17 protein-coding genes are annotated in these 18,167 nt (G+C 61.8%); 6 read left to right on the plus strand and 11 right to left on the minus strand.

From position 1 onward, the window contains the following. Window positions 1-2 precede the first annotated feature (2 nt). From DSC91_RS02240 to DSC91_RS02250, 3 genes are read right to left on the minus strand one after another with little or no spacing between them, the layout of a single operon-like run. Window positions 3-305, minus strand: a complete 303-nt coding sequence (locus DSC91_RS02240; RefSeq protein WP_115776629.1) for a 4Fe-4S binding protein — start codon at window positions 303-305, stop codon at window positions 3-5. Beyond that, complete coding sequence (locus tag DSC91_RS02245) at window positions 302-616, minus strand: hypothetical protein (RefSeq protein ID WP_115776630.1); 315 nt, start codon at window positions 614-616, stop codon at window positions 302-304. Before DSC91_RS02245 ends, DSC91_RS02240 begins: the two co-directional genes overlap by 4 nt. 12 nt (window positions 617-628) lie before the next feature. Continuing rightward, on the minus strand, window positions 629-1,204 hold the full coding sequence (locus tag DSC91_RS02250; RefSeq protein ID WP_115776631.1) for an RNA polymerase sigma factor: 576 nt from the start codon (window positions 1,202-1,204) through the stop codon (window positions 629-631). A 237-nt stretch (window positions 1,205-1,441) separates the two neighbouring features. Here DSC91_RS02250 and DSC91_RS02255 point away from each other — a divergent pair, with 237 nt between their 5' ends. Then, window positions 1,442-2,215, plus strand: coding sequence for an MBL fold metallo-hydrolase (locus tag DSC91_RS02255; protein WP_115776632.1), 774 nt, complete (start codon window positions 1,442-1,444; stop codon window positions 2,213-2,215). Between the two features lie 126 nt (window positions 2,216-2,341). Here the strand turns inward: DSC91_RS02255 and DSC91_RS02260 are convergent, their stop codons facing one another. The 5 genes from DSC91_RS02260 to DSC91_RS02280 form a co-directional block, all read right to left on the minus strand. Then, window positions 2,342-3,748: an MFS transporter gene (locus tag DSC91_RS02260; RefSeq protein WP_373291906.1), complete on the minus strand. Its 1,407-nt coding sequence runs from the start codon at window positions 3,746-3,748 to the stop codon at window positions 2,342-2,344. A 241-nt stretch (window positions 3,749-3,989) separates the two neighbouring features. After that, window positions 3,990-4,376 carry a VOC family protein gene (locus DSC91_RS02265; RefSeq protein WP_115776633.1) on the minus strand — a complete coding sequence of 129 codons (387 nt, stop codon included), beginning with the start codon at window positions 4,374-4,376 and terminating at the stop codon, window positions 3,990-3,992. A gap of 1 nt (window position 4,377) precedes the next feature. Then, window positions 4,378-5,343, minus strand: a complete 966-nt coding sequence (locus DSC91_RS02270; protein ID WP_115776634.1) for a hydroxymethylglutaryl-CoA lyase — start codon at window positions 5,341-5,343, stop codon at window positions 4,378-4,380. A 13-nt stretch (window positions 5,344-5,356) separates the two neighbouring features. Further along, the gene (locus tag DSC91_RS02275; protein WP_115776635.1) at window positions 5,357-6,547 is read right to left on the minus strand and encodes a CaiB/BaiF CoA transferase family protein; all 1,191 of its coding nucleotides are present in this window, start codon (window positions 6,545-6,547) and stop codon (window positions 5,357-5,359) included. 113 nt (window positions 6,548-6,660) lie between these two features. Next, window positions 6,661-7,575, minus strand: a complete 915-nt coding sequence (locus DSC91_RS02280) for a LysR family transcriptional regulator (RefSeq protein WP_115776636.1) — start codon at window positions 7,573-7,575, stop codon at window positions 6,661-6,663. A 413-nt stretch (window positions 7,576-7,988) separates the two neighbouring features. Between DSC91_RS02280 and DSC91_RS02285 the strand changes: the two genes are divergently transcribed. After that, window positions 7,989-8,966, plus strand: coding sequence for a porin (locus DSC91_RS02285; protein ID WP_308422858.1), 978 nt, complete (start codon window positions 7,989-7,991; stop codon window positions 8,964-8,966). Between the two features lie 143 nt (window positions 8,967-9,109). Continuing rightward, window positions 9,110-9,700: a hypothetical protein gene (locus DSC91_RS02290; RefSeq protein ID WP_308422859.1), complete on the plus strand. Its 591-nt coding sequence runs from the start codon at window positions 9,110-9,112 to the stop codon at window positions 9,698-9,700. Between the two features lie 38 nt (window positions 9,701-9,738). On the opposite strand, the gene DSC91_RS02295 is transcribed toward DSC91_RS02290, so the two are convergent. Then, the gene (locus tag DSC91_RS02295) at window positions 9,739-10,617 is read right to left on the minus strand and encodes an NmrA/HSCARG family protein (RefSeq protein WP_115776639.1); all 879 of its coding nucleotides are present in this window, start codon (window positions 10,615-10,617) and stop codon (window positions 9,739-9,741) included. Window positions 10,618-10,732: 115 nt separating this feature from the next. Here DSC91_RS02295 and DSC91_RS02300 point away from each other — a divergent pair, with 115 nt between their 5' ends. Beyond that, window positions 10,733-11,632, plus strand: coding sequence for a LysR family transcriptional regulator (locus DSC91_RS02300; RefSeq protein WP_115776640.1), 900 nt, complete (start codon window positions 10,733-10,735; stop codon window positions 11,630-11,632). Between the two features lie 228 nt (window positions 11,633-11,860). After that, complete coding sequence (locus tag DSC91_RS02305) at window positions 11,861-13,777, plus strand: SMP-30/gluconolactonase/LRE family protein (protein ID WP_115776641.1); 1,917 nt, start codon at window positions 11,861-11,863, stop codon at window positions 13,775-13,777. On the opposite strand, the gene DSC91_RS37305 is transcribed toward DSC91_RS02305, so the two are convergent. Then, window positions 13,752-14,009 carry a hypothetical protein gene (locus tag DSC91_RS37305; RefSeq protein ID WP_162831317.1) on the minus strand — a complete coding sequence of 86 codons (258 nt, stop codon included), beginning with the start codon at window positions 14,007-14,009 and terminating at the stop codon, window positions 13,752-13,754. The two genes, DSC91_RS02305 and DSC91_RS37305, sit on opposite strands and share 26 nt — an antisense overlap. A gap of 705 nt (window positions 14,010-14,714) precedes the next feature. Between DSC91_RS37305 and DSC91_RS02315 the strand changes: the two genes are divergently transcribed. Further along, window positions 14,715-17,033 carry a hypothetical protein gene (locus DSC91_RS02315; RefSeq protein WP_208645729.1) on the plus strand — a complete coding sequence of 773 codons (2,319 nt, stop codon included), beginning with the start codon at window positions 14,715-14,717 and terminating at the stop codon, window positions 17,031-17,033. A 155-nt stretch (window positions 17,034-17,188) separates the two neighbouring features. Here the strand turns inward: DSC91_RS02315 and ctlX are convergent, their stop codons facing one another. After that, on the minus strand, window positions 17,189-18,127 hold the full coding sequence (ctlX, locus tag DSC91_RS02320; protein ID WP_115776643.1) for a citrulline utilization hydrolase CtlX: 939 nt from the start codon (window positions 18,125-18,127) through the stop codon (window positions 17,189-17,191). Window positions 18,128-18,167 lie beyond the last annotated feature (40 nt).

Raw genomic sequence — 18,167 nt, forward strand, 5'->3', positions numbered from 1 at the left:
CTTTATGGCGCCCCAATCCTGGCTAACGTAATCGCCCGTTCGGGACAGGCCGTCACGCACAAGCCACATGCGCGGCACGCGTCGGCGTTTGGCGTGTACGCGACTTTCATGCCGTGCACGCGCAGCTTGAATTTGTGCAGCGTGCCCAGTTGCTGGTAGTCGGCGGTATCGATCCTGCGGATGTCGAAAACGTCCTCGGGACAGACTACTGCGCAATCGCCCTTGCCTTCGCACCGTTTCAGGTTGACCACGGGAGCAATCACGCCGGCGGGCTGTTTGCATGCGGATGTCGAAGCGTTGCTCATGTGCGGTCCTCCGGGCGCTTGCCGTCGGCGGACGAGAGGCTCTTCTGAAAATTTTCACGTTCCTCGGGCGTCATCCGTTCCCACCGGCGCCAATGCCGGCGTCCGTGGCAGCCGCCGTGTCCGCGAAATCCGCCAAACAGAATCCGGCTCAGAACCAGCAGGCCCATCGCGTGCAGATAATCGATCGAACGGCCACCGATGAAAAGCGCCGGGACAACCCAATTCCATAGCGCCATCACCATCCATCCCAGCACGGCAATGCCCACCAGAACCAACAGTGCCTTGCCGAAGCATTTCAGTCTGAAACTCATCTATCTGCTCCTTTAGATATCCAGTTCGTCATACACGGCTTGCAGGCGAACGCGCAGATGCAGGACCGCGTAACGCTTGCGCGCCAACAACGTATTCACGCCGACACCGCTTTCGGATGCCAGCTCCTTGAAGCTGCGGCCTTCCAGTTCATGCGCGACGAACACATCGCGTTGATCTGCCGGCAACTCGTTGAGCGCGTCTTGCAACGCCTCCAGCAGCACCGACCTTGCGTAGACGGCTTCCGGGCCGGCGTCGGTCGCCGGCAGGGCGAGATCCAGTCGATACTCGGCGTCGTCGGAATCGCCGGCCAGGTCGGTCAGCGCTTCCTCCCGGTGCTTGCGAAAGCGGTCGATGATGCGGTTTCGCGCCACGCGGAACAGCCACGCGCTAACCTGTTCGATCGGCGCGGGGAGGCGGTAGGCTTGCACGAACTCGTGAAATACATCCTGCAAGATGTCTTCAGCGTCGCCCTGATCGTGCACGCGACGCCGGATGAAATTCCCGAGTTTCGTACGCTCACGCAACACAGTTGCAGTGATGTCGGTATCTCGTTCGATCATCGATTTCGGGGGGCGCGGCGGTTCCATACGTCTGTAGACGATTCACGATCGGAAATATTGTCGGCGACGAGAAAAATGGCGTGACTGCCGGGTGGCGGGGGTGTTCGGTCCGAAGACGGCGACATCGGCCGTGCGCTGCACTATGGAGCCTGGAACCGTTCCGCCCGGAAACGATGTGGATGGAGGCCATCTGGATGCCATCGTCGCCGCGCATTGATGCGGAGTATGTCAGAGTATCGACTCTCACTCGTGGAGCGACCCAGCATGACCCAACTACCGATTGCCGACCGATGGTTCGAACTCAAACGCATCAGCGACGACATCACGCTGCTCCGCGAGCCTCATGTCGTCCCGTTGATGCGTTGCAATATCTGGCATGTGCGCGGCCGTGACCGGGATCTGATGATCGACACGGGGATGGGCATCGTCAGTCTTCAGGAGGCCGCAAAGCACCTGCTGCAGAAGAACGTCACCGCCGTGGCGACGCACACGCATTCGGACCATGTCGGCGGACATCACGAGTTCGAACACACGCTGGTTCACGAACTGGAGGCAGACAACCTGCGTGCGCCGCGCGAGCGGGGCACCCTTCTGGCTTCGGTTTTGGGCGGCGACGCCATTCGCCGGTATCGCGAAGCGGGCTATCCGTTCGACGGCGATCTGATCACGGCTCTTCCCAGCGCCGATTACGCGATGTCCGACTATCGCGTGCGGGCTGCAACGGTCACCGAGATCGTCAAGGAAGGGAACATCGTCGATCTCGGCGACCGGCATTTCGAGGTCCTGCATCTGCCCGGCCACTCGCCGGGCAGCATCGGCCTATGGGAAGCGGCATCCGGCACGCTGTTCTCGGGCGATGCGATCTACGACGGCCCGCTATTGGATGAGATCGGCGGCGCGGATATTCCGACCTATGTGCGCACCATGAAGCGCCTGCGCGAATTGCCCGTGCAAGTGGTTCACGCCGGGCACGACGAAAGCTTCGGGCGAGAACGACTGGTCGAGTTGGTCGACGCTTATCTGGCCAAACGCGCGTGAACGGGAAGCGACGCGCATCTTCGCCAGGATAGCCGGCATACCGTTGTCGGCGATGTTGATCGGCGCGCCGCCGTCCGGAATGACGCTGTACGCGCCGGACACCGAAAAAATTCGACGAGCCGCTGCTTAGCCCGGATTGATGTCGTCCTGGCTGCGGCGTGTCGTGCGGGGGCCGAGAATCCGCAATGTGATCGCGACGACCAGCAGCGCGGCGGCGATGACGCCGAACATAGCGCCTGCTCCTTGCTGATTCAATACGGGGAGCAATACGAAAGGCAGCATGCCGCTGACGATGCGGGACAACGAGTACGTACTGCCGATGGCGGTTGAACGTACGCTGGCTGGAAAGATCTCGGACTGGTAGACATGGTACGCATTGCTGAATACGTTCGAAGCGCATGTCGTCAACACACCAAAGAGAACAATCATCCCCGAGTTGTTGGAATACGCAAATCCCAGGCCGAAAACTGCAATGGACAATATGGCGCCGATCACCAGTGTGCGGCGTTCTATCCAGTTGAGTAGTGGGATCGAAAGCAACGATCCGACCGGGTAGCCGAGAAACGACAACGCGATAAAAAGCGTTCCGTCAGTGACCTCGAAGCCACGGCTTTTCACCACGGTTGCAGCCAGTGTGCCAAAACCATAGTAGCCAAATCCTTGCAGCAGATGGAAGATGGTCAACATCAGGTAGCGCCTGTTGTAGGGCGGGCGGCGCAGCAAGGCAATGCGCTCGCCTAACGTCATCGGCTTGCGCTTGACGGTCGCTTCAGGGGAGATGGTCGATACCGTCACCCCGGCACTGGCGGCAAAGCGCCGGAGCATGGCATGAGCTTCCTCGACACGGCCCTGCGCCAGTAGCCAGCGCGGGCTTTCGGGCAACTTATGTTGCACGAGCAGAACCAGTACCGCGCCCAGGCTGCCGATGACCAGGATAACGCGCCAGCCCGCCACGGCCCCGAAGTGAAGAGGATTGAGCCAAAGCGCGAGGAATCCCACCAGCGGCACGGCGACATACGACGTGGTGTACGCCCATGCGGCCATTCGCCCGCGGCGTTCCTTAGGCAGGATCTCGGACAGGAAGCTATCGGCCACGGGATAGATCGCCCCTACGCCGATGCCGGTAAGGAAGCGGCAGATCACCAGCATCTCGGCGTTGACCGAGAATGCACCGACCAGCGAAAAGCCGCTGTACCAGATCAGATTGAATAAGAAAGCCTTACGCCGGCCGATTCGGTCGGCCATGCTGCCCAGAAAAAATGCCCCAAAGAACATGCCGATAAACGCCGAAGCCAGCAGCAGCTTGAAGTCCGTGCTGTGCCTGTCGATACCGTATTCCCCCTGCAATGCCGCACCGATTGAGCTGACAAGGAAAATCTCGAACATGTCGAAGAACAAGCCTATGCCGATCACCCACACCACAAATCGATGCAGCGAACCCGCCGGCATGTTGTCCATCCAGCCGCCCAGCGTCGTGGCTTTGGCATGCAGGGCAGGTGTGTCGCTAGCTACGCCCGGTTCGGGTGAAGCCATGCGAGAATGAGCGGTCGCGCTGCCGCCCACGTCCAGATTTCGGGTGTTCATGTTTGTCTCCGTTTCTTTGTTCGTGGGTCGGCTTATGCGCCGTTCACCACGTTGATCGGCGCGAAGCATGGGCGCGTCGATAAGGTTGCGAGTTGTCGCCGTGAGCAGCGTGGGCCGCAAAATCACGTTGCTCGGATCGCCAGGCGGCATGTGAAAATCGCGGGGTCGTGGATTGCGGGGTGTCATCGCATCATCCCATCGGCTCGGAAATCTCGATCAGATTCAGATCGGGATCCCGCACATAGACGGAACGAATCTTCTGCGTGGCGCCGGTGCGCGCAACCGGGCCTTCGACGATCGGCCATTCGCAGCGGGCCAGATGCGCAATCACGTCGTCGAGCGGCACGGTGGCGATGAAGCACAGGTCGAGCGCGCCCGGCACGGGAACATGAGCCTTCGGCTCGAATTCGGCGCCGCGCACGTGGACGTTGATCTTCTGATTACCGAAGCGAAATGCGCTACGTCCTTCGCCAAACGTCTCGAGTTGCATCTGCAAGACCTCGGTGTAGAAGCGCTTCGTTGCAGCGAAATCGACGCAGGTGAGGACGAGGTGATCGAGGTGGTCGATGAGTGCCATGTCATGCTCCGGATGAAAATACGCGTTGTTCCGGCAGGCCGTCGGCGGCGATGCAAGGCATCGAATGCAGATCCAGCCGCTGGCCGGCCTTGAGCAACTGGCTCGGCACGTCGTGGCCGATCAGCCCCGGAAGCAGGGCGGAGGCGGACAGCACGGCGGCGAGATCCACGCCGGTGTCGTAGCCGTCGAGCTCGAGCATATGCACCAGTTCTTCCGTGCAGACGTTGCCCGTTGCACCCGGCGCGTAGGGGCAGCCGCCGAGACCGCCGAGCGACGCGTCGAAGCGGTCGACGCCGGCTTCCAGCGCGGCGAGCGTGTTGGCGAGCGCCATGCCGCGCGTGTTGTGAAAATGCAGCGTGAGTTCGAGCGCGGCGAAGCGCTCGCGGGCGGCGGCGCACAGCGCGCCAACCTGCGAGGGGTAAGCCATGCCGGTGGTATCGCACAACGTCACGCCGTGCACGCCGAGATCGGCGAAGCGCTGCATCCAGTCCAGCACGTCAGCCTGATCGATATCGCCTTCCATGGGGCAGCCCATCGCCGTGGACAACGATACGTTGATCGCCACGCGCGTTTGCTTGACGACTCCGATTACGTCGCGCAACTGGGCGAACGACTGCTCGCGGCTCATGCGCAAGTTCGCGCGGTTGTGGCTCTCGCTGACCGACATCACGAGATTGACTTCATCGACGCCGCACGACAGCGCGCGCTCCGCGCCGCGCAGGTTCGGAACGAGCACGGTGTAGACAACGCCTGCACGTCGCGCGATCCGTTGCATCACCGCCTCGGCGTCGCGCAAGGCGGGAATCGCTTTCGGCGAGGTGAACGAAGTCACTTCGATCTTGGCGTATCCGCACGCGCTCAGACGATCGATCAGTTCGATCTTGGCATCGGTGTCGACGAACCTCGCTTCGTTCTGAAAGCCGTCGCGGGTGGCGACTTCCTGGATAGACAGACGCTTGCCGCTCATGCAGTGCTCCTGGTCAGATGATGCCGCGGGCGCGCCAGGCGTCGCGGGTCGTGGTGTCGATGCCGAGGTTGTCCAGCACTCTGTCGGTGTGCTGGCCGAGCGTGGGCGCGGACGTGTTCACCGTGCCTGGCGTCGCGCTCAGCTTCGGGACGATGCCGGGCAGTTGCACCGGCGTGCCATCGGGGAGGCGGGCGTCGAGAATCATGTCGCGTGCGTGGTAGTGCGGGTCGCTCGCAATGTCGGCGATATCGTAGATTTTTCCGGCGGGAATGCGTGCGTCATTGAGCGCGGCGAGCACGTCGTCGAGCGTGCGGTCCAGCGTCCAGTCGGCGATCGCGGCATCCAGCCGGGCGACGTGCCTGACGCGGCCATCGTTCTGGGCGAGTGCGGGATCGTCGGCGAGGTCCTGGCGGCCGATCAGTTCCATCAGACGCCGGAAGATACTGTCGCCATTGCCGGCGATCAGCGCATATTTGCCGTCGCGGCAGCGATAGGCGTTCGACGGAGCGATCCCGGGCAGGCTGCTGCCCGCCGGTTGGCGCACGGAGCCGAACGCCGAGTATTCGGGCAACAGGCTTTCCATCATGTTGAAGACCGACTCGTAGAGCGCGACGTCGATCATCTGGCCCGCACCGCCGTTGTGGTCGCGATGGCGCAACGCGAGCAGGATGCCGATCACGCCATGCAAGGCCGAGAGGGAATCGCCGATGGAGATACCCACGCGCACGGGCGTGCGGCCGGTTTCGCCGCTTAGATGCCGCAGGCCGCCCATCGCTTCGCCGATCACGCCGAAGCCGGGTCGGTCGCGGTAGGGACCGGTCTGCCCATAGCCCGACACCCGCAGCATCACGAGGCCAGGATTGAGCGCGTGCAGTTCATCCCAGCCGAGGCCCCATTTTTCGAGCGTGCCGGGACGAAAGTTTTCGATCAGCACGTCGCTTTGCGCGACCAGTTGGCGCACCACGTCCTGGCCTTCGGATGAGCGAAGATCGAGCGTGACGGATTCCTTGTTGCGCGATTGCGCCGCCCACCAGACCGAGGTGCCTTCATGCAGCAGGCGCCATTTGCGCAACGGGTCGCCCGTGCCGGGCGGTTCGATCTTGATGACATGCGCGCCGAATTCGGCGAGCATTTTTCCAGCAAAGGGACCGGCGATGAGCTGGCCCATTTCAAGCACGCGAACGCCTTCTAACGGCTTCGTCATGGTTGTCTCCTTGCAAACGTCGTTCTCTTGACGCGTACTTTGCGACAACCCGCGTGTGCTGAAAATCAATGGTTTCTCAATGACCCTTTCCGTTCCGGAAAGGGTCGGCGAGCTTAACCGTCTGTGCTGTCTGTTCGGCCGGTCATGAAGTCGAGGAAGCGCAGCGCTTCGGGCGACAGTGTTTCGCGCGACAGCGTGCCGATCCACAAGGTGCGATGCGCCCACGCGTCGGTGAGTTTCACGGCGCGCAGGCCTGCCGCGAGAATGTCGGCGCGCACGGCGCCCTCGGGTAAGACGCCGATGCCGAGCCCGTGCTCGATCATCCGGCAGATGCCGTCGAAGCTATGCACCTGGATGCGCAGCTTGAGTGTGCGGTCCGCGCTGAATGCGGCATCGAGCAGGCGCGCGAGCAGCGAACTGCCTTCGTTCAGGCCGACGTACTCGAAGTCGAGCGTATCGGCGAAGGCGACTTCCTCGACGGCCGCGAGGGGGTGGCCGTTCGGCACCAGCAGCACGAGCTTGTCCTGACGATAGGCGGCCTTGTCGATGCCCGGCGCCAGGACGTTGTCCGCGAAGATGCCGATGTCGGCGGTGCCGTTGCGGATCGCTGCGACGATATCGTCGCTCAAGCGCTCCTCGAGCGATATCTTCACGCTGGGGTTGCCGGAGAGAAACGCCTGCACGTCGTGCGGCAGGAACTGGATGATCGCTGACGTGTTGGCCCAGACCCGCACGTGTCCACGCACGCCGGCGGCGTAGTCGCTCATTTCGTTGGCCATCCGGTTCACGCGGTCGGCGACTTGCCGGGCATGGGCGAGCAGCCCCTTGCCGGCGGCAGTCAACTCGATGCCGCGCGGCCGCCGCAGCATGAGCGTGCAATCGATGCTGCGCTCAAGATCCGTCATGCGCTTGCTGACCGCCGACAAGGTCATGCAGGTGCGCTCGGCCGCTTTTGTGAGGCTGCCGAGTTCTGCTACGACGACGAAAAGGCGTAGCGACTGCAGGTCGTAGTGAGAGGAGCTGGTCATGGCTGTGTGGCGTTTGGCGCGCTGGAAGTCGGTAGCGCTGCGCGTCGGATGCTGGCCCGGCGCAGTGGACTGACTTCGGGACCGACTTCGGAGCCGACTTCGTGTGAAGCATAGCAGGGAGCGGGGAGCCGGCGGTCTGGCCGGTGCCGGACGCTGCTGGACATACGATGCGTGGGCCGCTTCACATCGGAACGTGAAGCGGCCCACGCATCATAGTAAGCTTGCTTTACGACGACGTTCTCTCTCGCTACGCCATCATCCGGAAAACGTATGGACGCACTCATCTTCGCGGCAGCGCCATCTCGGGCCATAAACTATCGCTACGCAAGCCCGATCCAATGACGCGCCGCGCGTGGTGGATTTATCGTGCGGTCATGTGCGCGAGCATCGGCGGCGCCGGATTGCTTGTGTGTATGCGTGCCGCCGCGGCAGAGGGCGAAGGCGCCGTCACGCTGTACGGCGTATTGGACACCAGCATCGAAGTGACCAATCCCGGCTCGGGATGGGCCGCGCGTCTTGACTCCGGCGCCTATCGGGGCTCGCGGGTCGGGCTGCGCGGCAGCGAGCCTATCGGTGCCGGCACCGCGGTGGTGTTCGTGCTGGAGAACGGCTTCGGCAGCAACGACGGCTCGCTTCAGACACCCGGGGTCCTCTTCAATCGCCAGGCATGGATCGGGACGCGCGGCGCGTGGGGCGAGGTCAGGGTGGGGCGGCAGTACTCGCCGCTCTACATACCGTTCAAAGGCAGCCTCGATGCGTTTGGTGCCGGCACGATTGCGTCAGGACTCAACAACCTGTCGAAGATCACGCCGTACGCGAATAACGCGATCACGTATCTCTCTCCACTGCTTGCCGGATTCGACGGCACGGTCATGGTCGCAACGCGCGATCCATCGGAAAACGACGGGAACGGCATCGACGGATACTACGTGACGGCCGAATATCAGATCGATACGCTGAAGCTGCTCTACGCACGTCAGCAGACGCATGGCATTGGCGCACTGCGTGCGAACCTTGGCGGCGCAACGTACGGCACCGAAAAAATCCGTGTATGGCTCGCATTCTTCAACGGCGATGGGGGGACGCCGCGCTATCACGGCGCGGGCGCTTCCCTTTCGGCTCAATACAGTTTGTCGCCGCACGTCCGGGCGTCTGCCGGCTATGCGCACGTGCGCGATTTCACCCGGGCGGGGGCGAGCGCCGACCAGTTCAGTGCGGCCTTCGAATATGATCTTTCGCGCACCATGCTTTTCTATTTCAGCGCGGCCTATCTGTCGAATCACGACGATGCGCAATTTACCCTGCGCGGTGTCAACGTAACCGGGCTGCCGGTCGCGTATCCTGGGGCGCCGGTCAAGGGCGTGCAGCTTGGATTGATCGAGCGATTCTAGTCGGCGCGACAGCCCTCGCGCGACCGCGTTCGGGCTTGCACAATTCGCGTGCAGGCGACAGGCGACGTACGGATCTCCGTTGTGAGCGATCGATCACCTGCTGCAGCGAACGCCATGCGGTGTCCGAGCATGAGCGATACTGCATGCAGTGCGCCTCCGCTTCGAGCGATCTGAGCGTCACCGTACAGACTCACCGGGTCGGCCGTTCGATTCTGGGATCTCGACGATCTGCTGTCTCATGTTCTCGAGCTTCCCGGGCCATCCAGCAAAACGATCACGCGACGACGATGAAACTGTCCGCTCTCCGCATGTTGACCGCCATTGCGTCGCTGGGTGCGGGATTTTCTGCAGCCGTGTGCAATGCCTACGCGCTCGATGCAAAGCTGGACTGCCGGTCGAGCCCGCATGATTTCATTGCTCCGCTTCTGGACGGGCAGTCGATCGATCCCAAGCCGATGCGCATCGAAGCGAACTCGGTCAACGCGTTTCGTCCCGCCCGCGGCAGCGACCTGATGGCATTCGGCTTTCATGTCCATGCCGTCTTCGGGTATGAGCAAAACGATCCCATTTTCAAACAAGGCAGCGGCCAACCGGTTACGCACCCGACGTACGGCGTGGTGGTGACCGGCTCTGCCGCGTCGGTCGAGGCGAGCGTACGGCGGGCCGGCAGCGATGCGGTCGTTCGCGACGTCGTGCCACTTTTTCTCACGGCCGTTTTCTGCAACGGGCGTTGAGGTCCGTACTCATTGAGGCCCGTACTTCTGCCGATCGATCAGCGCTTCGCCCACGCGGCGGCCGTGGCAACCGCGAAGTCCCGGTAGGATCGCGGCTGCCTCCCGAGCAACGCAGCCAGACGATCGACTTCCGCTTTCGAAGCGACTGCGCCGTCCTGTTGATAGCGGCGCATCATCAGGCGCATATCGTAGGCAAGCCAACCTGGCGCGACTGCCTTGAGACGCTGTTCGAGGGTGTCGAGATCGTCGCCGCCGTAGCGGACCGGACGTCCCAGCGCCTCGGCCCAGATCGCAACAATGCTCTCCGAAGTCAGCGCGTCAGGGCCGACGAGTTCGTACGTTTCACGCGGCAACGGATTGGCGGCGCGCTCGCGGCGCAGGAGTTCGCGTGCCGCGGCTTCGCCGATATCGCGGACGTCGACCATGGAGATACCTTGACCGCCAATCGGCATGCCGTAGACACCGTGCGTCAGCAGCGGGTCTTTCTGCCTCACGTCGTTCTGGATGAAATAGGCGGGACGCAGCACCGTCGCCGGCAGGTCGCAGTGTTCGATCATGCGCTCGACCGCGTGCTTGCCGGTGAAGTGCGGTACGTCGACGTACTCCGCGCCCTTGAAAACCGACAGATAAACCAGGCCTTTCACGCCGGCCTCCCGCGCGACGCTCAGGGTCTGCAGCGCCTGTGTCAGCTCGTCCGCGGCGTTGGGAACCAGCAGGAACAGCGTGCTGACACCGTCCAATGCACGCCGCATCGAGTCGATGTCGGACAGGTCCCCCTTGACTGCGGTGACGCCAGTGGGGAATTGGGCCTTTTCCGGCGAGCGGGTCAGTGCGCGCACGTCGGCGCCGCTGCCGTTCAGATGGTCGAGAACCTGCTTGCCGATCACGCCGGTGCTGCCAGTTACGAGGATTGCCATGACTTTCTCCTGGGGTTGAATGGACTGGGTTAGTCCGTGAGACGAACAATAGTCGTTCCACTGAATGGCAGAAAGTGCCAGAATTCAGACACCTCGTCTCGTATATGGAACGATCATGGATTTGACTTCGCTCGCGGATTTCAATGCCGTGGCCCTGCACGGCGGTTTCGGGCCGGCCAGCCGTGCTCTCGACCGTCCCAAGGCCACGCTGTCGCGGCGCGTAGCCGAGCTGGAAGAAGACCTCGGCGTGAGGCTGATTGAGCGGGGCGCGCGCAGGCTGCGTCTGACCGAGGAAGGTCTCGCACTCCACGAGCGCACGCGGGGGCTCATGACGGAGATTCAGGAGGCGGGCGAAGCGGTCGCGTCGCGTGCGCCGGTGCCGCGCGGACGCTTGCGCATCAGCGCGCCGGTCGTCTTCGCGCACGTCGTGCTGTGTCAGATCGCTGCGCGCTTTGCACTGGCCTATCCCCAGGTCGAGCTCGAAGTCATCGCGGAAGACCGCGTCGCGGATCCGGCGGAGGACGGTTACGACCTGGTGATCCGTGTCGATCCGCCAGCTGACGAGCAGCTCGTCGGGCGGCGCATTCTCGGCGATGAGCGCCTCGTGGTCGCTTCGCCGACCTTGTCGATACCTTCGACACGCTCGATACCTTCGATGCCTGCAGGCGAAGCCGACGTGCTGCAGGTGCCGGCGGTCATGTCGGTCGCGGCGCCGTCCGGCGTGCTCTGGAACATGCGCACGGCAGGCGGCGATGTGAGGGTCATCAAACCGATGCCAGTGCTGCGGATGTCATCGCTGCTGATGGTGCGCGAGGCTGTGCTGCAAGGTGTGGGTGTGGCGCTCCTGCCGCGCCTCCTGGTCGAACAGGATGTGTCGGCGGGACGACTGGCTTGTTGGGGCGCGGAGGCGGGTTCGCCCGTGGAAATCTGGGCGCTTTATAGTTCGCGCCGTTTGCTGAGCGCCAAGGTGCGGGCGTTCATGGACATGCTGAAACCGGACTCAGCCAGGTTCTGACGGGCCGCTCCCTGAATAAGGCAACCTTCAGCGCACACGAAGTCGTCATGCCACTGGCGCACACTCGCGCGAGAATCGTTTCGAGCACAAGCAAGGCAAAAATATGAGCGATACTCGCGGGCTTGCGAATGGCCGGCAGAAATATGCCTGCTGAATTTCCCACGTTTTGTGGTTGAAGACTCACGATGATTCGTCTCATCGGGGGCAACTGTCAGGAGAGCGCCACTTATGATCAAGAAATGGATTCGTGCTGTATTGCTTGGTGTACTGATCATTGCGATTGCGCCGCTGTGTCAGGCGCAATACACGACGGACTGGCTGGCGAACACATTCGGAACCCAGGCCGCTCACGTGGGCAATGCCGCGCGCTCGATGTGGGTGGCGCCCGAAGGCGTGATCTATACGGCATCTCTATGGGACGAGAACACGGGTGGCGTCGCGATCTACCAGAACGGCAAGAGCATCGGTTCGATTGGGATCAACAGCGAGTTTCAGGGTGGGGCCATCACGGGGAATGCCACGTCGATTTTCGCCGCCTTGCAGTACAGCACCGCGTACGGCAGCGGGGCGGTAGGGCGATACAACCGCGCGACTCAGAAACGCGATCTCCTCCTTTCCGTGAGCGCCTGGAACGCCGTCAAGCATGCCGACGTCATCACCGGACTCGCAACGACCGGGTCTCTTCTCTATGCGAGCGACTTCCCGGGCAATCGCGTCCGGGTCTACACCACCGACGGCGCATGGCAGCAGGACATCAGCGTCTCGGGTCCTGGCGCGCTTGCTCTGGATAGCGCGGGAAATCTCTGGGTAGCGCAGCAAAGCGCGGCTGCGATCGTCGAATTCAGTGCAGCCGGTGCGACGCTGAACACGATCCAGATGCCCGCGGCTTCGCGGCCGTCCGCGCTGTACTTCGACCCATCGTCGGGACAGCTCATGGTCGGCGATCAAGGTCCCGACATGAATATCAAGCTCTACAACGTCTCGGGCACGCCGACCCTGGTCGGCACGTTCGGCATTCAGGGCGGCTATCTCGACGGCACCACAGGCGTCAAAGGCCAGGTCGGCGACAAGCGCTTCACCCGTGTTGCCGGGATCGGCAAAGACGCAGCCGGCAATCTGTATGTGCTCAACAACCCGTGGGGCGGCGGCTGGGATCTTGGCCGCAACGGCGGCACCGACATTCACGCGTATGACAGTGCAGGCAATCTGCAATGGAAACTTCAGTCTCTCAACTTCGAGGCGGTCGCAGCACCGGACCCGGTTACGGATGGCGCCTACTTCTATGGCGGCACCAACATTTACACCGGCACCGCGGGTGGCACTTTCGTCGCGAACACCGTCGACCCGTTCAGCTATCCGTCCGATCCACGCCTCAACATGAACGATACGCAGCGTGACGAGCATTTCGGTCAGCTCGTCAGCGTCGGCGGGAACCGGATCCTCGTCGCGTCCGGTCAGAACCCCGGCATCTTTTACTTCTTCCATTTCAATGCGGCGAGCGGCTATATCGCGATTCCGGACGCGTCGATTCCAGGTCCTGCGTTCAATACGACGCGACAGATCACGGGTGGATTCTGCATCGACAGCAGGGGAGACATATGGGCCGGTCTGGACAGGACGAATCATATCTACCACTACCCGCTGGTCAGCTTCGATGGCACCGGCAAACCCGCATGGGGACCAGGCATTGCCATCTCCATTCCACAGAGCATCCGGCCGTTGACGCGCATCATCTATCTGCCGGAGAGCGACACCATGATTCTCGCGCAAGGGATCGCCGGGAGCTGGGACTGGACGGCGATTCAATCGAGGATCGAGGTGTATCACGGCTGGAGCGCGGGCAACACCACAAAGCCCGATCCGGTGATCAACCTTACCAGTGCCAATCCGAAGTCGATCACGGCAGCAGGGAACTATCTCTTTGTCGGTTACGTGCATACGGTGCCCAACATCGACGCCTTCAATCTCACAACGGGTCATCTCGACACGACGCTGATCAACTCGAGTGCGGGCGCCGTGGACGTGGGCAACGACGTGGATGCGATGTATGGCCTGAGGGCATACCTGAGATCGGCCGGTGAGTACGTGATCACGAAAGACAACTACAACGGTTCCAGCGTCATTGTTTATCGCTGGACGCCTTGACCGGTTCACTGCGAGGCGATGCCCGGACGAAGAAAGATGCGGTGCGCGTTCCACGTTTCGTTGAATTCGCATCGTTCAGCTCTTGCTGTCTTTGTTCCTCGCGCTGGCTCGTATTGATATTAATAATATAAAAATCGGCCGCGCCATTCCTTGCATGGACCGATTTATTTTTCTTCGAAACAAAGTCGAAGACCTGCGTTTTCCGCGCCCCGGTGAGGCAGAGATTTTCCATTTTCATCGCTTTGGAAAATCATCGGGAGCATTTGCCGGAAGATTCTTTGAACTACTACTTATCGTTCATGGTCGCGGCGACATTACACGGATGAAACGTTTATAATTCGTCTGCCAAAACTCTGCTGTAAGTAATGCCGAGCGAGCGCCGGAAGCGGAATCGATCAAGTAAAGGTTTCGTGGACAGGCGTTTTCGCGGCGCTGGATCAGCGTCCATCAAACGAACGGGTTGCGAATAAGTCGAGCGACTTTGACGCGATCCGTCAGCGATTTTAACGGGTGTCCCGTTGCCGCAATTGGGCTCGAAACCTAATTGGTTTCGAGTTCATAACGCGTCTTCCATGTCCTTGATTCTGCCCGACTGACATCGAGGATACCGGGTTTGCCATCAATCACTGATAGAACTTCATCACGCAAAGATTTTTTGTTAATAGTAAGGATGACGTAATTTTTATCTGTCGATCGGTGACGGATAAAAATGCTGGATGCGCCGTCGCCTGGCGGCGGTCAGCGCGCGTTCGAATGTGCAACGGTATCTGCCGGCGGACGTGGAGCATGAGAAGCGCGAGCTTCATCGGCAATGAACGCAATCGTCGCGTTCGCCGCTTCAATTCTCTCTGTACTCAAGAACGCCAAAGCGGGACGGCTTAGATCGATCTTGCTCAATCCTCGGGGACAACCTGGTTTTTAGCGATACACACGGACAATGACGAGAAACTTCAAACTTTTGGGGGTTGCCGCAGCAACCGTGTTTGCATGGTTTGGTGCAGAAAACGCGCAGGCTGCTACGAGCACCATCACCGTTGCCGGACTGCAATACACGTTGTGCGCACAGGAGAACGGCACCTGCAAATTCCTTGGGACTGGCTCGGTGGTGTTCGGTGCAGTTCCGCCCACCTCGCCGTCTGTCATGCTGACGGCCCCCGCCACCTTTAGCAACGGCGTTGGATGCTACGTCGGCGCGGTCTCGCAGACAGATCCCGCATACGGCTATGACAAATCATGCTGGGTGAGAGCGGTTGCCGCGAGCCCGACTCCGACTCCGACTCCGACTCCGACTCCGACTCCGACTCCGACTCCGACTCCGACTCCGACTCCGACTCCGACTCCGACTCCGACGCCGACGCCGACGCCGACGCCGACGCCGACGCCGACGCCAACGCCAACGCCAACGCCAACGCCAACGCCGACTCCGACTCCGACTCCGACTCCGACCCCGACTCCGACGCCGACGCCAACGCCAAGCAGCGCAACCCTCTCATGCGGCACGCCCACGCACACGGCAGGCGGAACCGCCAACGGCGTGATCAGCGCCGACACGCCCACCACCGACGGCATGCGCATTTTCCAGAACAACGCACCGTTCAAGCTCGCGATCACGACGAACGCGCCGAGCGCGGATACGGTTGTCTGGTCCGTGGCCGATTCGACCGGTGCGATCAAGGCGCAGGGTAGTTTTGCGGTGAGCACCGGCGTTCAAACGAACTCGATTCCGTGCACGTCGACGTGGTCAGGCTATGGCGCGCTTACCGCGACGCTGCGCTCGAACGGCGGCACGTTGCCCAACACCGGAACGCGTCCGGTGGGTATTGCGACGTTCGGCGTGTTGCCGAACCTGACGTCTGTACTCGGCACCGTCACGTATGCCCATCAGGATCAGCACCGCTTCGGCATGCAGGGCTTCAACGGCAACATCGCCGCGCTGCACGATCTGGGCATCTCGTGGACCATCGACGACCGTGAGGTATCGGCCATGGAACCCAATGGACCGAATACGTACACGCCAAGCGTGAATGACCTCGACCCGTTCTATAAGGCCAATCCGGATCAGATGCGCATCGTGCGTCTGGATGGATTGCCTGCATGGGACTCGAAGACGGGTCAATTCAACGATAGCTATTACGCGCCGTTGAACATGCCTGAGTTCCAGAGCTTCATGGCCAAGGTCGGTACCGATACGAGCCAGATTCGCGCGGCAAACTACCCGAACCAGCAAAGCAATTACTATCAGGTGACGTGGGAGCCGAGCCTCGGCTGGGCGGATAGCGACGCAAACTTCGTCGCGATGTACAAGGCCGCCTACCAGGGCATTCACTCCACCGATCCGAATGCCGTCGTGATGGGCACGGGCAACCCGTTCCCCGCGAATTGCGACACCTGCACCACCGGCTATCTGCAGAAGTTCGGCGCGCTGGGTCTGTGGAATTACATCGATGCAGTCTCGACGCATGGCTACTGGAATGCGGGCACCTATCCGGCCCATCCGCCCGAATTGCAGGATTCCGATCCGGATCCGGCGAACCAGGCGAACGCGCTCGACAACCAGATGACGCAGTTGCGTTCGGTGATGCAGGCGGGCAAGCCGAATATGAAGCTCTTCTTCACCGAAGCAGGCACGAGCTACGATCCGGGGCTCAACTATGGCCCCACGGTGCCGTCGCAGAATCAGTTGTTCGCCCACGCCGCGGTTGGCGTGCGGTCGCACATCATCGTGCTCGGCGGCGGCGCGCAGTTGACGACGCTTTTCTACGGTCCTGACTATCCGGGCGAAGTGGGATACGGCTCGTTCTTCGACCTGAACGACGCGCAAGGTGCTTACGGTGCATCGAACCTCTCGCCGAAACCCGAAGCGATGGCCTTTGCCACGATGACGCGTGTGCTGGACGGCACGAACACCTTGGGCCGGGTCACGGGCACGCCTTCCGGAACCTTTGCGTACGCGTTCCAGCAACTCGGCAACGGCAAGGTGGTGACGGCCGCATGGACGCACAGCAACGCGCAGTGGCCTGCGAGCAGCGGCCTTTATAGCCAGACCTACTCGACGAGCTATTCGCTCCAGGTCGACAGCGCCGGGACGTCGGGCAATGTGACGAAGATCGATGGTTACGGCAATACCAGCACGCTTGCCTATACCAACGGCAAGGTCACGCTGACTCTCACTGAGGTGCCGCAGTACATCGTGTCGAACAACGCGACGGTCGCCAAGGCCAATGCGACTGTTCCGCTCGGGTATACGGGCCAATAAGGGTTGTGTAGACTCGACGCGCCGCCGGTGGGAGCGGCGGCGCGTCGATCGATCCGTTTCGGCCGTTCTCCGTTCAGGATTCGAATGCCTAACCCGTTGCGAATGCAACGATCAGCGCGGATCAGGTTGACACCGGTTTCACGGCAGCGATTGCCTTAACGTCGAGCCAGATGAATCCCTGCGAGCATGCAGCGCACCGAGCCGCCAGCCAGTTCGATGGTCGGCACGCGCAATGGCAGCAATTGCGCGGAACGCTCGATGAGTGTTCTCTGTTGGGCCGTCAGGCACGACGTCGCCCGTTCCGACAATGCGAGAACGCGGCCATCCTTCCCTGACAATTCCAGTGCATTCCCGGCGAAATTGCCGATCTGCGCATGCGTGAGCGCGATAACCGTCCGGCCGCTTTCCAGCAGGCGCGTGTGTACCTCGCTGCGGCGTTTGTCGTCGCAAATGAGCTCGAGCCCGATCAGCGCAAATTCCGTCGCCACGCTCATCATGACGTTGGTGTGGTAGACCGCGCGGCCGTCCGCGTCGGCGGTATCGAAGCACATCGGCTCGAAGTTGAAATGCGTACAGAAGCGTTCGAGCGCCACCGGGTCGGCGCGATGCGAGCGCGCCGCATACGCAACGCGTGCGACGTGGTCGAGCACCATGGCGCCGGTACCCTCCAGAAAAACATCGTCGTGCTCCAGCCCGGAGTAGTCGATCACGTCCTGCACGCGGTATTCGGTCTTGAGCATTTCGATGACATCGTGCCTGCGCTCGCGCCGGCGGTTGACCGAGTGCATCGGAAAGAGCGCCACATGGCCGCCCGCGTGCGTCGAGAACCAGTTGTTCGGAAAGACCGAATCGGGTGTCTCGTTCCTCCCGCAATCGTCGAACACATGAACGCGTACGCCTGCCGCTTCCAGGCTTGCCGCCGCAGCGCTGACTTCGTCGCGTGCCGCGGCGGCGAGCGCTGTCGCTTCTGCGAAACTAAGGGCGTGGCCGGCACGCTGGAAAGCGTTGTCGGCCGCCGTCTCCGGATTCGGATGAAAGCAGTGAGGGCGAATCATGACAACGGCGGCGGGCGCCTGCATCGACAGAAGGCTCATGGGGTTCGTTAGCGGGTTGCGGAAAGCGGAGGCGAAACGG

The organism is Paraburkholderia caffeinilytica (assembly GCF_003368325.1).
Classification (GTDB): domain Bacteria; phylum Pseudomonadota; class Gammaproteobacteria; order Burkholderiales; family Burkholderiaceae; genus Paraburkholderia; species Paraburkholderia caffeinilytica.

Coding starts and splice junctions, on each gene's coding strand:
- DSC91_RS02240 (WP_115776629.1), bottom strand. CDS start 305: ATGAGCAACGCTTCGACATCCGCATGCAAACAGCCCGCCGGCGTGATT.
- DSC91_RS02245 (WP_115776630.1), bottom strand. CDS start 616: ATGAGTTTCAGACTGAAATGCTTCGGCAAGGCACTGTTGGTTCTGGTG.
- DSC91_RS02250 (WP_115776631.1), bottom strand. CDS start 1,204: ATGGAACCGCCGCGCCCCCCGAAATCGATGATCGAACGAGATACCGAC.
- DSC91_RS02255 (WP_115776632.1), top strand. CDS start 1,442: ATGACCCAACTACCGATTGCCGACCGATGGTTCGAACTCAAACGCATC.
- DSC91_RS02260 (WP_373291906.1), bottom strand. CDS start 3,748: ATGGCTTCACCCGAACCGGGCGTAGCTAGCGACACACCTGCCCTGCAT.
- DSC91_RS02265 (WP_115776633.1), bottom strand. CDS start 4,376: ATGGCACTCATCGACCACCTCGATCACCTCGTCCTCACCTGCGTCGAT.
- DSC91_RS02270 (WP_115776634.1), bottom strand. CDS start 5,343: ATGAGCGGCAAGCGTCTGTCTATCCAGGAAGTCGCCACCCGCGACGGC.
- DSC91_RS02275 (WP_115776635.1), bottom strand. CDS start 6,547: ATGACGAAGCCGTTAGAAGGCGTTCGCGTGCTTGAAATGGGCCAGCTC.
- DSC91_RS02280 (WP_115776636.1), bottom strand. CDS start 7,575: ATGACCAGCTCCTCTCACTACGACCTGCAGTCGCTACGCCTTTTCGTC.
- DSC91_RS02285 (WP_308422858.1), top strand. CDS start 7,989: ATGCGTGCCGCCGCGGCAGAGGGCGAAGGCGCCGTCACGCTGTACGGC.
- DSC91_RS02290 (WP_308422859.1), top strand. CDS start 9,110: ATGCAGTGCGCCTCCGCTTCGAGCGATCTGAGCGTCACCGTACAGACT.
- DSC91_RS02295 (WP_115776639.1), bottom strand. CDS start 10,617: ATGGCAATCCTCGTAACTGGCAGCACCGGCGTGATCGGCAAGCAGGTT.
- DSC91_RS02300 (WP_115776640.1), top strand. CDS start 10,733: ATGGATTTGACTTCGCTCGCGGATTTCAATGCCGTGGCCCTGCACGGC.
- DSC91_RS02305 (WP_115776641.1), top strand. CDS start 11,861: ATGATCAAGAAATGGATTCGTGCTGTATTGCTTGGTGTACTGATCATT.
- DSC91_RS37305 (WP_162831317.1), bottom strand. CDS start 14,009: ATGGAAAATCTCTGCCTCACCGGGGCGCGGAAAACGCAGGTCTTCGAC.
- DSC91_RS02315 (WP_208645729.1), top strand. CDS start 14,715: ATGACGAGAAACTTCAAACTTTTGGGGGTTGCCGCAGCAACCGTGTTT.
- ctlX (WP_115776643.1), bottom strand. CDS start 18,127: ATGAGCCTTCTGTCGATGCAGGCGCCCGCCGCCGTTGTCATGATTCGC.